Source organism: Nonomuraea sp. 3-1Str (genome assembly GCF_031570565.1).
Taxonomy (GTDB): Bacteria; Actinomycetota; Actinomycetes; order Streptosporangiales; family Streptosporangiaceae; genus Nonomuraea.
The window spans coordinates 1-15,158 of record NZ_JALHBK010000055.1 but is presented as its reverse complement, the minus strand read 5'-3'; the positions used below and the strand labels follow the sequence as shown (position 1 = coordinate 15,158).

Genomic DNA, 15,158 nt, shown 5'->3' with positions numbered 1-15,158 from the left:
GGAGCCACACCAAGCCTCCCGCCGGACGGGCGCCGCTGCTCGAAGGAGAACCATGCCCCTGCTCGTCAACCTGGCCGGCCGTGACTTCGCGGTCGAACTCACCGGTTCCGAGCCCCCGACGCCCGTCCCCGGCGGTCTCGTTCTGCCGCCTGGCCGGGTCGCGATCCTGCACGGCCCCGCCCCCGCCCTCCGCCCCGGCCCCTTCCCCAGCCACCGGCACGTCGCCACACGGCCCGCGACCGCCCGCCCCGGGCCCGGGCGCCACGGCCCCGGGCGCGTTCCAGCAGCCGCCGCCGCGCGGCGGCGACACCGCCGTCTACGACGCGGTGCCGGGCGACGGGCGTGACAGCGGCTCCAACCGGCGGCTGTTCCTCCAGCTCGGCGCGGCCGTGGCCGTGATCGCCGCCGTCACCGTCGCGTTCGTGGTGTGGGGCGGCTCCGAGGACACGCCCACCGCCGCCCCCACCCCGACCCCGGCCGCCACGGTCGAGACGCTCCCCGCGATCCCCACCCCCGAGCCGACCACGTCCCCGTCGAGCACGCCCAAGGTGGTCATCCCGTCGGGCCGGCCCACCGCCCTCCGGGAGACCGCGCAGCCCAAGGCCACGCTGACCAGCGGCGTCGTCCCGCCGGGCGGATGGTCGGCGTGGCTGTGGGCCTTCGACAACGCCCTGACGGCCCAGCGGGCCGTCGGCGACGTGAACCCGCGCGTCGCCGACGACGCCCGCAAGAAGCTCAGGAAGGCGGCCAAGAGCTTCGAGCGGGGCCGCGACGACGCCGGCCGCGACCAGATCAGGAAGGTCATGGCCGAGCTGAGGCAGGCCCAGGCCAGGGGCGAGGTGCCGTCCTCCGGCCCGCTGCCCGACTTCATGGGGGACTGGCGGCTCTGACGTACATTGACGCCATGACGATCCACTCCGGGCGGCGGGCCAGACTGGCCGAGGCCCTGCCCGCCCGCGGCGTCGAAGCCCTCCTGGTCACCTCCCGCGTCAACGTCCGCTACCTCACCGGCCTCGACAGCTCCAACGCCGCCGTGCTCGTCGGGGCGGACGGCTCGGCGCTGCTGGCCACCGACAACCGGTACGTGGAGCGGGCGCGGACCCTGGACGTGCCCGTCGTCGAGGCCACCGACGTGGCCGGCGCGCTGGCCGTGCCCGGAGCGGGCGTCGAGGCCGCGAGCATGAGCATCGCCACGTACAGGTCGCTCCTCGACCGCCTGGGCGGCTCCGGCGAGGTGCTCGTCCCCCTGGAGCCGGTCGTGGAGACGCTGCGCGCCGTCAAGGACGAGGACGAGCTGGAGCTCCTGCGGACGGCCTGCGCCATCACCGACCAGGCCTTCGCCGACGTCTGCCGCGCCATCGCACCCGGCCTGACCGAGCGCGAGGTGGCCCACCTCCTGGAGGCCCGCATGGCCGAGCTCGGCGCCGCCCGGCCCGCCTTCGACTCGATCGTCGCGGCCGGCGAGAACGGCTCCGTGCCCCACCACATCCCCACCACCAGGCCGCTGCGGGCCGGCGACCTCGTCACCCTCGACTTCGGCGCCCAGTACGAGGGCTACCACGCCGACATGACCCGTACCGTTAGCCTCGGCGAGCCCGCCGCGTGGCAGCGGGAGCTGTACGACCTCGTCGCCGACGCCCAGCGCGCCGGCCGGGAGGCGCTCAAGCCCGGCGCCGACGTCCGGCAGGTGGACGCAGCGGCCCGCTCCGTCATCGAGGCGGCCGGCCACGGCGGCCACTTCCGGCACGGCCTGGGCCACGGCGTCGGCCTGGCGATCCACGAGGAGCCGTTCCTGGGCCCTTCGCGGACCGGTAGACTAGAGGATCGAGTTCCGATCACCGTCGAGCCGGGGGTCTACCTTCCCGGTCAGGGCGGCGTTCGCATCGAGGACACCCTCGTGACACGTGAGGGCGAGCCGGAACTCCTCACGAAGACGACCAAGGAGCTGCTCGTCCTTTAGAGCGGCCGCACGCGGGAGAGAACGAGTGGCGACGACCAACGACCTCAAGAACGGCATGGTGCTGAAGCTCGACGGCGGGGACCTGTGGGCCGTCGTGGAGTTCCAGCACGTCAAGCCGGGCAAGGGCGGTGCGTTCGTGCGCACCAAGCTCAAGAACGTGCTGTCCGGCAAGGTCGTCGACAAGACCTTCAACGCCGGCGTGAAGGTCGACGTGGCCAACGTCGACAAGCGCGAGATGCAGTACTCCTACCGGGACGGCGACGACTTCGTCTTCATGGACACCGAGACCTACGACATGGTCAACGTGCCCGCCGGCACGGTCGGCGACGCGGCCAACTACATGCTGGAGAACACGCTGGCCACGGTCGCCTTCAACGAGGGCGCCGCCCTCTACGTCGACCTGCCCGCCGCGGCGGAGCTGACCATCGCCAGCACCGAGCCCGGTCTGCAGGGCGACCGCTCCACCGGCGGCACCAAGCCCGCCACGCTGGAGACCGGCGCCGAGATCAAGGTGCCGCTGTTCATCACGACCGGCGAGAAGGTCAAGGTCGACACCCGCAGCGGCGAATACCTCGGCCGGGCCTGAGGTGTCGGCACGAGGCAAGGCACGCAGGCGCGCGCTGGACATCCTCTTCGAGTCGGAGATCCGCGGCGAGGATCCCCTCAAGATCCTCGCCGAGCGGGTGGAGCGGCAGGAGCCGCCGGTCAACGAGTACACCTCGGCCCTGGTCGAGGGCGTCGCCCGCCACCAGGCCCGCATCGACGAGCTGATCACCACCTACTCCGAGGGCTGGACCCTGGAGCGCATGCCCGCCGTCGACCGCAACCTCCTGCGCGGCGGCACCTACGAGCTGCTCTGGATGCCCGACGTGCCCGAGGGCGTGGTCATCAGCGAGTGGGTCCACCTGGCCGGTGAGCTGTCGACGGACGAGTCGCCGTCGTTCGTCAACGGGCTGCTGGCCCGCTTCAAGCAGCTCAAGCCCAGCCTGACCCTCTAGGGCCCGCCCGATCACGAGTTGACCTTGACGCGACGTCAACGTGTCTCATAGGGGTCATGAGGATCGGCGAACTGGCCGCGCTGGTCGGGGTGTCCACCCGGACCGTGCGCCACTATCACCACATCGGCCTGCTCCCCGAGCCGGCGCGGCAGGCCAACGGCTACCGCGAGTACCGGCTCGCGGACGCGGTGAGCCTGGCCCGCATCCGGCAGCTCGCCCGGCTGGGGCTCTCCCTCGACGAGCTGCGCGACGCGCTGGCCGGCGACGACGGCCGCGACCTGCGCGAGGTGCTCCGGGAACTGGACGCCGACCTCGTCAGGGAGCAGGAGGCGATCGCGGCCAAGCGCGCACGCCTGGCCGCGCTGCGCGCCCGCGCCGACGAGGGGTCCGGCGCCCTCATGTCGGCGGGCCTGGCGGAGGTGCTGCGCGGCCTGTCCCTCGACGGATCGCCCGTCGCCGAGCTTGACCGCCAGATGCTGACGCTGGCGAGCGCCATGGGCGGCCCGGAGGGCGAGAACGCGGTGGTCGACCTGATGCGGCCCCTCACCGAGCCGGACACGCTCGCCGGCGGGCTCGACCTCTACCGGCGGCTCGACGACCTCGCCGACGCCGACCCGGGCGACCCCAGGGTGGCCGGGCTCGCCGCCGACCTGGCCGGGCACATCCCCGACGCGATGGCCTCGGCCATGATCGAGAACAGTCGAGAACCGGCGGCGGGCGGCTCGCCGGTGACGGACGGCGACCGGTGGCTGGAGACACTCGCGGGGGAGATGGCACCCGCGCAGGCCGAGGTGCTGCGGCTGCTCATGGAGCGGCTGCGCGAGCGGACGTCATGCTGAGGCCCAGGGGGAGCGGGCGCCGTGGTGAGAGCCGTGCCGTGGTGAGGCCGCGTCACGGTGATGGCTTTGCGACGGCGTGGGCTCTGCCGTGGTGAGGCTCGCACGCGCCGCCCTCTACGCCGTCGTGCCCGCCGAGTGCCTGCTGGCCGTGCTGCTCGTGTGGGGGGTCCGTCCGCCGGTTGCCCTGCTCGCGGGCGCGGAGGGGGCCGCCGCGCTGGTGTTCACGCTGGAGGCTGTCGTCGCCGGCCGGCTGTTCCTGGCCGCGCGCCGGGAGGGCTCGGGCCGGCGGGCCGCGCTGTCGGCCACCGCCGACGCCCTGATGCCGCCGGTGGTGCGCAGGCTGGTGGAGTTCGAGGTGCGGGGGGTCGCCGCTCTCGTCGTGTTCGTGGTGCGGCGCGGCCGGCCCCGGGTGCCGCCGGGCGCCGTCGCGGTCCCGTACGCGGGGGAGCAGGCGGCGACCCTGCTCGTCCTCGTCTTCGCGATGGCCGTGGAGACGGTCGTGGTGCACCTGCTGCTCGTCTCCCTCGGGGTGCCTGCCGCGATCCACCTGCCGGTGCTCCTGCTGGACGTGTACGGGGTGCTGTTCGTCCTGGCCCTGGCCGCCTCCTCCGCGCTGCGGCCGCACCTGGTGCGCGAGGACGAGGTGCGCGTCCGGTACGGCGAGTACCTCGACGTCCGCATTCCGCGCGAGCTGATCGCCTCGGTCGTGGTGGCGCGCTCGTACGACGAGAAGGGCATGGCCATGGTGGTGGACGGGCGGCTGCGGGTGGCGGTGTCGTCCCAGACCAACGTGGCCGTCGAGCTGACCGCCCCGGTCACCGTGGTGCGCCCGCTCGGCGGCCGCGCCGAGGTCACGTCCGTGCGGTTCTTCGCCGCCGACCCCGCCGCCGTGGTCCGCGCCCTGCGCCCGGCCCCGGCGCCATGACGGACCGAACCCGTCCCCGCCCACCGCACCCGGCCCGTCGGCCGGGCCGTGACGGTCCGTGCCCATGGCACCCACGGCACCCGTGGCAGCACGTGGGAGGCGTGGGACGGCGTAGGCTGGGGCGGGTCGGAGGAGCGAGAAGGAGGCGAGCCGAGGTTGCGTGCTGAAGGCGTCACGAGGCCCCCGGCGGTGCGGACCGCCGTCGTCTGGGACGCGTTGCTGGCCGAGCTGGCCCGGCTGGGAGAGGCCACCGGGCGCGACCGGCTCGACATCGTCGACGCCGGCGGCGGCACCGGAGGGTTCGCCGTGCCGATGGCCGAGCTGGGCCACACCGTCACGGTCGTCGACCCGAGCCCCGACTCGCTGGCCGCGCTGGAGCGCCGGGCCAAGGAGAAGGGCGTCGGCGTGCGGGGGCTGCAGGGCGACGCGGCCGACCTGGCCGACCTGCTCGACCGCGACGGTGCCGACCTGGTGCTGTGCCACAGCGTGCTGGAGTACGTCGACGACCCGATCGGCGCGATGACCGCCGTCGCGGGGCTCCTGCGCCGGGGCGGCGCGGTGAGCGTGCTGACGGCCAACCCGGTGGCGGCCGCCCTGCACCGCGCGCTGGCCGGCCATTTCGACGAGGCCCGTACGGCGCTCGCCGACCCCGAGGGCCGCTGGGGCGACCGCGACCCCACCCCGCGCCGCTACACCGCCGAGGCCCTGTCCGAGCTGCTGGCGGCGACCGGCTTCGCGGTGGGGGCCGTGCACGGCGTGCGGGTCTTCGCCGACCTGGTGCCCAGCCGGCTGGTCGACGGCGAGCCCGGCGCGGCCGAGGCGCTGGTGGCGCTGGAGCAGGCCGCCGCGGGCCACCCCGTCCTGCGCGACATCGCCACGCAGCTGCACGTTCTCGCCCGGCGGAGCTGAACCCGCCGGGCGTTCGCACTCGTGTTCGGATAGAATCGAGGACGTGTCCCGCAAGCAGATCACCGGCATCGGCCCCGCTCCGCGGACCGGGGTCGATGACAGCGGCTGCCCGATCCTGCACGTCGACATGGACGCGTTCTTCGCGAGCGTCGAGCTGCTGGAGCGGCCGGAGCTGCGCGGCCGCCCGGTGATCGTCGGCTCGCCCGCCGGCCGGGGCGTGGTGCTCAGTGCCACCTACGAGGCCAGGGCGTACGGCGTGCACTCGGCGATGCCCATGAGCAGGGCCCGCCGGATGTGCCCGCAGGCCACGATCATCCCGCCGAGCCACGGGAAGTACTCCGAGGTGTCCCGGGGCGTCATGGAGATCTTCCACGCGATCACCCCGCTGGTCGAGCCGATCGCCTCCGACGAGGCGTTCCTCGACGTCGGCGGCGCCAGGCGCCGGCTGGGCCCGCCCGCGCGGATCGCCGCGATGATCCGCGAGCAGGTCCGTGACCGCTACGGCATCACGTGCTCGGTGGGGGTGGCGAGCAGCAAGTTCGTCGCCAAGCTCGCCTCCAAGCAGTGCAAGCCCGACGGTCTGCTCGTGGTGCCCGAGGCCGAGGTGGTGGCGTTCCTGCACCCCCTGCCCGTCTCGGCGCTGTGGGGCGTCGGCGAGCGCACGGAGCGGGCGCTCGTACGGCTGGGCATCCGCACGGTGGGCGACCTGGCCCGGGTGCCGCCCGCCACGCTCCGGCGCGAGCTGGGGCAGGCCGCCGGCGGCCACCTGGCCGAGCTGGCGTGGGGCCGCGACGAGCGGCCCGTCACCGCCCACGCGCCCGACAAGAGCATCGGCAACGAGGAGACGTTCGCCGCCGACGTGGACGACCCCGAGGCGATCAGGCGGGAGCTGCTACGCCTGTCGGAGCGCGTGGCGGGCAGGATGCGGGCGGCCGGGCACGTGGGCCGGACGGTGAGCGTGAAGCTGCGCCGGGCCGACTTCACCACCATCACCCGCTCGCGCACCCTCAAGGAGCCGACCGACGTGGCCCAGGAAATCTATGCCACGGCCTGCGAGCTGTTCGAGGCGGCAGGGCTGGAGCGGGTGCGCCTTCGCCTCGTCGGTGTCAGGATGGAGAACCTCAGGCCGGCCGACTCCGCGGCGCGGCAGCTCAGCCTCGGCGAGCGGGAGACGGGATGGCGGGAGGCCGAACGCGCGATGGACAAGGCGATCCGCAGATTCGGGCCGGATGCGGTGCTCCCGGCGTCGCTTGTGCGCGGAAGACTTGATGAAATGGAAGCATGACGCCATGTCGGGACCTGGGGGGAGTGTGGGGAGTGGTGCCTAGATGACCCACAATGGAGCTATGACGTCACCTCCGGTTTGGTCTGCGTTGGACGTTTGCTTTCGCCTACGTCTACAGCCTCGTATTCTGGGGATAACCGACCGCGAGGTCCGGACACCCCGTGTCGTCCGTTGCCGTCTTCCCCGTAATGGGGCCGTCCTTGGGAGGCGCCGTGCCGCTCTCTGAGCACGAGCAGCGCTTGCTCGACCAGATCGAGCAGGCACTCTACGCCGAGGATCCGAAGTGGGCCAACACCGTCAGGATCAGTGACCCCCGCAGCCATTACAAGCGCCGCCTGATCAAGGCCTCCGTCGGCTTTGCCCTCGGTGTCGTGCTCCTCATGGTGGGTGTGGTGATCAACCTGATTCCGCTCGGCGTCGGCGGTTTCGTGGTCATGCTCGCCGCGTGTCTGTGGGGCCTGTCCAGCTGGAAACGCATGAACGGGTTCGTGGACACCGCCACCGGCTCCGTTCCCGCCCCGGGTAAGCCGGCGGCGCGGCGCGGTGGCCGGGGCACGTTCATGGAGCGTATGGAAGAGCGCTGGCGCCGCCGTCACGACGAGCGCTGACCCCTCCCATCGGGCCAGACCCGGCGTCCCCGCCGGGCCGCACGGCCCAGGCCCGGCACCGCCGGGCCACCTCGCCCCCACGCGCGCCCGCCGACGGCTTTACCCCGGGCGCGCCCGCTCACTCACTCCTCACGCGCGTCCGCCGCAGGCTCACCCCCGGCAGCGCTCGCCGACGGATCGCCTCCGCGTGCTCGTGCGGCCGCCCCCCAAGGGAACGACCGCACGATCCCGCCACGGCACCCGGCCGGCGAATCACCACCCCGCGCCGGTCACCCCGGGCCGGTCACCCCGGGCCGGTCACCACGGGCCGGTCACCACGGGCCGGTCACCACGGGCCGCCTCCCGTCACGAGCCCTTCTCGGCCGCCGTCCTCCGCAGTCGCAGGTTCTCCAGCCGGTCGAACCCGTCCAGCAGCCGCTCGCCCATGAGCCGCATCCTGCGCAGCGTCGAGGGCGGCAGCAGCAGCGCCCGCAGCCGCCTGCCGCGCGACGCCGTCGCCGCGAGAGCCTTCCGCACCGTGCGCAGGTCCTGCCGCACCGGGCCGATCTCGCCGGGCGAGCGGGCGAACAGCGACCGCTCCACCGCCGACGCGATGGCCGTGATGGCCGCCGCCGAGCCGGCGTCGAACTCGTACCGCTCGGCCAGCCTGCGCGCCAGCGCCCGCGGCGTCTCGCTGGTGCCGCGCTCCAGCCCGTAGTCCAGCAGCAGGTCGTCGAGCTCGGCCCAGACGGCCGCGACGGACGGCAGCCGCCCGCTCCCGGCCCTCGCGCCCGCGCTCATGCCCGTCCCCGCTGCCGCACCCGTTCCGGCGCCGGCTCCCGTACCGGAGTCCGCGCGCGGCGATCCGTCCGGGGCGCCGCCCGCGCGACCCAGGCGGCGCAGCCGCCGCCCGCGGGCGAGCAGCCGCAGCCCGGCCGGCACGAGCAGGAGCAGCAGGAGCACGCCCGCGCCGATGCCCAGCTGGGCGGCCAGCGGCGTCGACTCCTCCGCCGGCAGCATGCCCGTCTGCAGGGTGGCCTCGCGGTCCAGCTGGCGCGGGTTCTGCCGGGCCTGCGGCGACAGGGGCTCGTCGGCGGAGCTGCTCGTCGCGCCGGGCGACGGCGTGGAGCTGTCACCCACCGGGTCCGGCGGCGGCACCGTGTACGCGGGGACGCGGGCGCTGCCCTGACCCAGCGAGCCGGCCGGCGTCGGCTCGAACGGCAGCCAGCCCACGCCCTCGAAGTACAGCTCGGGCCAGGAATGGGAGTCGTTCGTCCCGACCGTCCAGCGGTCGCCGATCTTCGTACCGCCGGTGTAGCCGATCGCCACCCGCGCCGGGATGCCCGTCAGCCTGGCCAGCACCGCCATCGACATGGCGAACTGCTCACAGTACCCGGCCCGGCTGTGCAGCAGGAAGTCCTCCAGCGCCGAGTTGCCGTGCCCCTGGGTCTGCAGGCTGTAGGTGAAGTTCCCGGTCTTGGTGAAGAACTCCTGCAGCTTGACCGCCGCGTCGTAGTGGGTGCGGGCGCCCTTCGTGATCTCCTGGGCCAGCTCCCGGATCTTGGGGGGCAGGTTGTCCGGCAGCCGCAGGTAGCGGGCGTCGACCCCGGCCGTCGACCGCGGCAGTGACCGGAGCAGGGCGCTGGTCGGCACCGGCTCGCTGCTGCTCACCTTGTACTCCAGACCCGCGGCGGCCTCCTCCCTGGTCGAGAAGACCATGAGGGTGTCCACGTCGGCCCGCCAGTCGCCGTCCACGCGGACCTGCCTCGGCGGGTACGGCAGCGGCAGGAACGACAGCTTCGCGATCTCGTCGCTGATCTGGATGTCGCTCACCACGTTGGCGACCGGCACGCCCCGTTGGAGGCCGGGCGGCGGCGGGAGCGGGCCGTTCTCGGTCCGGTTGTCCGGCGAGCCCTCCGGATCGGTCATGCCGAACTGCTCGCCGTCGAACGTGTCGAGCGCATAGATCCGCAGGTAGCGAGGCTTGTCGTCGCTGTTGGTGTACGACAGCACGACCCGCTGCTCGGGCAGGTTCAACTGGCCTCTCAGGCTCGCGATCGGGTTCGCGATGCTGATCGAGTTGCCGGCGCCCGGGCCCCTGCCGCCCACGCCGAACGTGAAGAACGACACCGGCTCCATCACCGGCAGCGCGGCCGGCACCAGGACGGCGATCACCACCGCGGCGAACCCGATCCGCTTGCCCGACAGCCGCAGCCCCCGCGTGTCGGCGGTCTCCCGCACGCGGACCGCGGCCTGGGCCGGGGCCTGGGGGGCGGCCGCGCGGGTGGTGCGGCGCACCAGCACCGCCCGCCCCCAGTGGCCCACCCGCTCCCGGCCGTCGGCCATGAGCAGCCCCAGGAACCCGGACGCGGCGATCACGAACGCCGGCCAGCCGATCGGGTCGGACAGGATCGTCGCGGGCACCGTGACCAGCGCCAGCAGCGGCAGCCCGGCCAGCGCCGCCCGCCGCGTCCGCGCCGCCAGCAGGTCCACCAGGAGCGCGATCAGCCCCACGCCGCCGCAGGTCAGCAGCGTGATGGCGGTGTTGGCGGGCACCGGCGCGGCGAAGCGCTGGATGTCGTCCCACCCGGCCGCGAGCAGCCGGGCCAGCTCCACCGCCGACGCCCTGGTCGGCAGGACCAGCGCCCACGCCTTGTCCGCGGCGAACGACGCGGTCAGGTAGATCCACAGCGCGAGCAGGCTCACCAGCGTCGCCGCCCACGCGGGCAGCGACAGCCGGCCGCTCAGCAGGCTCGCGGCCAGGACCGCGAGCACCGCGCCCAGCGTCCCCCAGAACCACGAACCGCCCTCGAACAGCGGATAGAGCAGGATCGAGGAGCAGAACGTGGCCACCGCTGCGGCGACCGACAACCTCATGCCGCACCTCCCGCCGGACTGAACGCGTATCTGCCGCGGTTGGCGGCGGCCTGCCAGACGGAGGCGATCGACGTGCCCGCGGGCAGTCGCACGATGCGCCAGCCGTAGCCGGTCAGCACGGTCTCCACCGCGTGGTAGTCCTCGTCCGAGCCGGACTCGCTCCCGTCCCAGGTGTTCACGTCGAGCAGCACCGCCACCCCCGTGATGCCGCTGTGCCGCACCCGTCCCAGCTCCCTGGCCTCCTCCGGGTCGAGGGACCCGAGCACGGCCACGACCAGCCCGTCGCCGCCGCCCTGCCGCAGTGCCGAGACCGCCATGTCCAGGGAGCGGACCGGGCTCTGCCGTACCACGGCCAGCGTGTCCAGCAGCGACCAGCTCAGGCCCGCGTCCGTCAGGTGCTCGGCGCCCTGGTCGGTGACCAGGCGCAGGCCGAGGCCCTCGCGGGCGAGGTGCACGCCGATGGAGGCCGCGGCCGAGACCGCCACCTCGAACGACGAGCGCGGCCCCTCGCCGCGGTGGGCGTGGCGGCGGGTGTCCAGCAGGAGCGCGCCGCGGCTCTGCCACTGCTGCTCCTCGCGCCGCACCATCAGCTCGCCGCGCCGGGCCGTGGACCGCCAGTGGACGCGCCGCAGGTCGTCGCCCTGCCGGTACTCGCGCGGCGCCACGTCGTCGTCGCCGGCCGCGGCCACGCTCCTCGTGCGGCTGTCGCCGCCGCCCGTCCACTCGCCGGACAGCCGTACGTGCGGCAGCGCCACGACCTGCGGCGTCACCACGAGCGTGTCGGCGATCGTGAACGCGCGCGACAGCTCCACCAGCCCGAACGGGTCGGCGATGCGCACCGACAGCGGCCCGATCGTGTAACGGCCGCGCAGGTCGGAGCGGACCCGGTAGTCGATCTCGCGGATGCCGCGGGCCTCGACCTTGTCCAGGACGAACCGGGGCCGCACGCCCAGCGCGTACGGCACCGTGTCCTCGATGAGCAGCAGGCCGGTGGGCAGGCGGGTGACGTTCTCCAGGCGCAGGGTCACGGTGGCCTCCCCGCCCACCTCGGCCCTGGCCGGGTCCAGCCGTCTGGCGCAGCTCAGCCGGTACCGGGTGCGCGCCACCACCATCGCGGCCAGCAGCGGCAGCGCCGCCACCAGCACCCCGATCCTGAACAGGTCGTTCTCGCCCAGCAGAACCGCCATCACCAGCGCCGCGACACCGGAGGCGAGGAACGACCGGCCCCGCGCGGTCAGCGCCCGCAGCCCCGTCCTCACGAGGCGCTGGTCTCCGGCACGGGCACGCGCCTGACGAGGTCGGTCACCACCTGCTCCGGATGACGGCGCTGGCCCTGGGCCTCGACGCTCGGCAGCAGCCGGTGCGCCAGCACGGGCACGGCCAGGTCCTGCAGGTCGTCCGGGATGACGTAGTCGCGGCCGGCGAGCGCGGCGTGTGCCCTGGCCGCGCGGACGAGCTGCAACGTCGAGCGGGGCGAGGCGCCGAGCCGCAGGTCGGGGGAGTGACGGGTGGCGACGACCAGGTCGATCGCGTACTTCTTGACCGGCTGCGACACGTACACCCCGCGCACCGCCTCGATCAGCGCCCGCACCTCGGCGGTGGTCGCGACCGGCTCCAGCTTGTCCAGCGGGGAGGCGCCGCCGTGGACGTCGAGCATCTCCAGCTCTGCGCGCGGCTCCGGGTATCCCATCGCGACGCGCGCGGTGAAGCGGTCGCGCTGCGCCTCGGGCAGGGGATAGGTGCCCTCCATCTCGATGGGGTTCTGCGTGGCGATCACCATGAAGGGGCTGTCGAGCCGGTACGTCACGCCGTCGACCGTGACCTGGTGCTCCTCCATGCATTCGAGGAGGGCCGACTGCGTCTTGGGCGAGGCCCGGTTGATCTCGTCCCCGACCACGATGTTGGCGAAGACGGGGCCGGGCTTGAACTCGAACTCGCGGGTCTGCTGGTTGTAGGCGCTGACGCCGGTGATGTCGCTGGGCAGAAGGTCGGGGGTGAACTGCACCCGGCGCACCGGGCAGTCGATGGAGCGCGCCAGCGCCTTGGCCAGCATGGTCTTGCCGACGCCGGGGACGTCCTCGATCAGCAGATGACCCTCGGCCAGCAGCACGGTGAGGGTCAGCCGGACGGCGTCGCTCTTGCCTTCGACGACCGACTCGATGGCCTCGCGGATCCGGTGCGCGGTGGAGACCAGCTCTTCGAGCTGGTGAGGGACGTCATGGGTAACTGCCACCAGGCCTCCATGAGAAGAAGTGCGACGGTCGTCCCGGCCGGCGGCGGAGCCATTGCGGGAGCCATGCCGTTCCTTTTCCATTGTGTGTACGACCCTACGATGCTGCGGGTTCTGGGGCGACATTTGCCGATTTTCCAGAGAACTTGGACAGTGTCCTGTTCTCGTGCCATAGCCGTGCGAATCCGGTGACATCGGGGCTACCATGCGCGCCCCACTTTCCTCCACGCATGTGGCTCCGCGCGCTTGTTCCGTTCTGCGGCGGCCTTTCCCGCCCCCTCGACACGCCCGCCACGGCCGGCGCGCCCCTCGCGCCCCCCACCGCACTCCACCTCTCTGACCTGCGAAAACGCGAGCCGATCGGCCCGCGACATGGGGTTGAATCAGTTGACGGTGGGGAGAAGTGGAGTATGGTGGTGCGCAGTGGAGGGCCGGTGCGCCAGCGTCGAGCGCTTCACTAGGCACGGGAGGTGGAGCCGATGTTCCTCGGCACCCATCAACCGCGTCTGGACGACAAGGGACGGCTGTTCCTGCCGGCTAAGTACCGTGAGGAGCTGGCGGAGGGTCTTGTGATCACCAAAGGCCAGGAGCGATGCCTCTACGTTTTTCCCGTGGAGGAGTTCCAGCGCATAACCGAGGCTCTCAGTACCGCCCCGGTCACCGCCAAGGCGGTGCGTGACTACAGCCGCGTCTTCTTCGCCAGCGCGTCCGACGAGACCCCCGACAAGCAGGGCCGCATCACCATCCCGCAGAGCCTGCGCCAGTACGCCGGCCTGCAACGCGACTGCGTCGTCATCGGGGCCAACACCCGGTTGGAGATCTGGGACGCGCAGGCGTGGGACACCTACCTCAACGCACAGGAGCAGGCGTTCGCCGATCTGTCGGAGGAGGTGCTGCCAGGGATCTTGTAGAAGTCACGGTTGATCCGTCGGCGATGTCGTTCGGCGAGGTCTCCACCCGCAACCACTGCCGGCCAGCTGATGCACCTTCCCCGGTGTCAGATGGCGGGCTTCCACGAAGAGGGTGCGGATGGGGACCTGGCCGGGCGGCACCGGGTGGGGACCCAGGCAAGGCCGATAGGATCGCCGACCGCGTCATCCGCGAGCAAAGGACGCGAGAGGGGGGTTGGAGATGCACGACGCCACAGGTACGGGTGGTCACGTTCCGGTCATGCTCGACCGCGTACTGGAGCTGCTGGCTCCGGCGCTGGGCGGTGAGCGGCCCGTCGTCGTCGACGCCAACCTCGGCCTCGGTGGCCACTCGGAGGCCCTGCTCGCCGCCTATCCCGCACTTCACCTGATCGGCATCGACCGCGACCCGTTCGCGATCGACTTCTCCACGCGCAGGCTCGCCCCGTACGCGGAACGGACCACCCTGGTCCACGCCTCCTCCGACCAGCTCGCCGAGGTGCTCGCCGCCACCGGCCCCGCCCTCGGCCGCGCCACGGTCGACGGTGTGCTGTTCGACCTGGGGGTCTCCTCACCGCAGCTGGACGAGGCCGGGCGCGGGTTCGCGTACTCCTATGACGCCCCGCTGGACATGCGGATGGACACCGAGCAGGAGCTCACGGCGGAGAAGGTGGTCAATACCTACTCAGCCGGGGACCTAATCCGCATCCTCCGCGATTACGGCGAGGAACGGTTCGCACCGCGTGTCGCTGGCCTAATTGTCAAGGAAAGGGCCAAGGAGGCCATAACGTCGACGAAGCGGCTTGCGGAGATCGTTCGTCAAGCGATTCCCGCCGCTACCCGGCGCACCGGTGGCAACCCCGCCAAAAGGACTTTCCAAGCGCTGCGCATCGAGGTCAACGCGGAGCTCGCCGCCCTGGAGGCGGCGCTGCCCGCGGCCCTCGACGCGCTGGCACTCGGTGGGCGAGTCGTCGTGCTCTCCTACCACTCCCTGGAGGACCGGCTCACCAAGCAGGTCCTCACGGCGCGAACCAGGGACACCAGCCCTCCCGGGCTCCCCGTCCCGCTGCCGGCACACCAGCCGCGGTTCCGCCTGGTGACGAGGGGGGCCGAGCTCCCCGGCGAAGAAGAGCTCGCCCGCAACCCGCGGGCGGCCTCGGCCCGGCTTCGGGCGGCAGAGAGGATCCGTGTTGACGACCACGACTGAGCAGGAGACCAGGCGGCGCGCCTCCGCCCGCGGCACCGTGCTCGAGCCCGGCGCGCCCGAGACGGCCGCGGCCGGCACCGCCGTGCCCGGCGCGCCCGCGTCCGACCTCGGCCCGTCCGGCCGTGGGGCGTCCGGTTCCGGCTCGGCCGCCTCCGGTGAGGCCGCCGCGGGCACCGCCATGCCCGAGATCACGCTGCCCGACCTCACGCCGCCCGAGCCCAAGCCCGGCACGTCCAGGCCGGGCGGGGCCAGGCCAGGCTCCACGCGCGGGGGCGTCAAGGGCGGTGCCGCGAGCAGGCGCAGGCCCGCCCCTCCGCAGCAGCCGAAGAGCGGCACCCGCACGCTCACCGGCCCGGGAGGCACGGGCCAGGCAGGCATGGCGGCGGGAGGCACGGCCCCGGCCGCGCCGCCCGCCCGGCCGTCCGGCGAGCCG

At 73.2% G+C, this 15,158-nt stretch carries 14 protein-coding genes and 1 pseudogene; 12 read left to right on the top strand and 3 right to left on the bottom strand.

The features are described from left to right. Positions 1-80 precede the first annotated feature (80 nt). The 9 genes from MTP10_RS41505 (at position 81) to MTP10_RS41465 (ending at position 7,524) form a co-directional block, all read left to right on the top strand. Positions 81-890: a hypothetical protein gene (locus tag MTP10_RS41505; RefSeq protein WP_310717402.1), complete on the top strand. Its 810-nt coding sequence runs from the start codon at positions 81-83 to the stop codon at positions 888-890. A gap of 14 nt (positions 891-904) precedes the next feature. Then, entirely contained in the window at positions 905-1,960 is a 1,056-nt protein-coding gene (locus MTP10_RS41500; RefSeq protein ID WP_310717401.1) for a Xaa-Pro peptidase family protein, read from the top strand. A gap of 25 nt (positions 1,961-1,985) precedes the next feature. After that, on the top strand, positions 1,986-2,546 hold the full coding sequence (gene efp, locus MTP10_RS41495) for an elongation factor P (RefSeq protein WP_310717400.1): 561 nt from the start codon (positions 1,986-1,988) through the stop codon (positions 2,544-2,546). A gap of 1 nt (position 2,547) precedes the next feature. Further along, on the top strand, positions 2,548-2,958 hold the full coding sequence (gene nusB, locus MTP10_RS41490; protein ID WP_310717399.1) for a transcription antitermination factor NusB: 411 nt from the start codon (positions 2,548-2,550) through the stop codon (positions 2,956-2,958). A gap of 56 nt (positions 2,959-3,014) precedes the next feature. After that, the gene (locus MTP10_RS41485) at positions 3,015-3,797 is read left to right on the top strand and encodes a MerR family transcriptional regulator (protein WP_310717398.1); all 783 of its coding nucleotides are present in this window, start codon (positions 3,015-3,017) and stop codon (positions 3,795-3,797) included. Between the two features lie 91 nt (positions 3,798-3,888). Beyond that, complete coding sequence (locus tag MTP10_RS41480; protein ID WP_310717397.1) at positions 3,889-4,722, top strand: hypothetical protein; 834 nt, start codon at positions 3,889-3,891, stop codon at positions 4,720-4,722. A 156-nt stretch (positions 4,723-4,878) separates the two neighbouring features. Further along, on the top strand, positions 4,879-5,631 hold the full coding sequence (locus MTP10_RS41475) for a methyltransferase domain-containing protein (protein ID WP_310717396.1): 753 nt from the start codon (positions 4,879-4,881) through the stop codon (positions 5,629-5,631). Between the two features lie 43 nt (positions 5,632-5,674). Beyond that, complete coding sequence (locus tag MTP10_RS41470) at positions 5,675-6,916, top strand: DNA polymerase IV (protein ID WP_310717395.1); 1,242 nt, start codon at positions 5,675-5,677, stop codon at positions 6,914-6,916. Between the two features lie 212 nt (positions 6,917-7,128). Continuing rightward, on the top strand, positions 7,129-7,524 hold the full coding sequence (locus MTP10_RS41465; protein ID WP_310717394.1) for a DUF3040 domain-containing protein: 396 nt from the start codon (positions 7,129-7,131) through the stop codon (positions 7,522-7,524). 345 nt (positions 7,525-7,869) lie between these two features. Here the strand turns inward: MTP10_RS41465 and MTP10_RS41460 are convergent, their stop codons facing one another. From MTP10_RS41460 to MTP10_RS41450, 3 genes are read right to left on the bottom strand one after another with little or no spacing between them, the layout of a single operon-like run. Then, entirely contained in the window at positions 7,870-10,380 is a 2,511-nt protein-coding gene (locus MTP10_RS41460) for a DUF3488 and transglutaminase-like domain-containing protein (protein ID WP_310717393.1), read from the bottom strand. After that, the gene (locus MTP10_RS41455; RefSeq protein ID WP_310717392.1) at positions 10,377-11,639 is read right to left on the bottom strand and encodes a DUF58 domain-containing protein; all 1,263 of its coding nucleotides are present in this window, start codon (positions 11,637-11,639) and stop codon (positions 10,377-10,379) included. The genes MTP10_RS41460 and MTP10_RS41455 overlap by 4 nt, the downstream gene beginning before the upstream one ends. Beyond that, positions 11,636-12,613: a MoxR family ATPase gene (locus tag MTP10_RS41450; protein WP_310717391.1), complete on the bottom strand. Its 978-nt coding sequence runs from the start codon at positions 12,611-12,613 to the stop codon at positions 11,636-11,638. Before MTP10_RS41450 ends, MTP10_RS41455 begins: the two co-directional genes overlap by 4 nt. 476 nt (positions 12,614-13,089) lie before the next feature. On the opposite strand from MTP10_RS41450, the gene mraZ reads away from it, so the two are divergent. From mraZ to MTP10_RS41435, 3 genes and pseudogenes are all read left to right on the top strand, one after another. Beyond that, positions 13,090-13,521 (top strand): division/cell wall cluster transcriptional repressor MraZ, encoded by a 432-nt coding sequence (gene mraZ / locus MTP10_RS41445; RefSeq protein WP_253765269.1) that lies wholly within the window; start codon positions 13,090-13,092, stop codon positions 13,519-13,521. A 259-nt stretch (positions 13,522-13,780) separates the two neighbouring features. Next, complete coding sequence (rsmH, locus tag MTP10_RS41440; RefSeq protein ID WP_310717390.1) at positions 13,781-14,725, top strand: 16S rRNA (cytosine(1402)-N(4))-methyltransferase RsmH; 945 nt, start codon at positions 13,781-13,783, stop codon at positions 14,723-14,725. After that, a pseudogene (locus MTP10_RS41435) lies at positions 14,709-15,158 on the top strand (hypothetical protein); the annotation flags it as partial. The gene rsmH and the pseudogene MTP10_RS41435, both read left to right, overlap by 17 nt.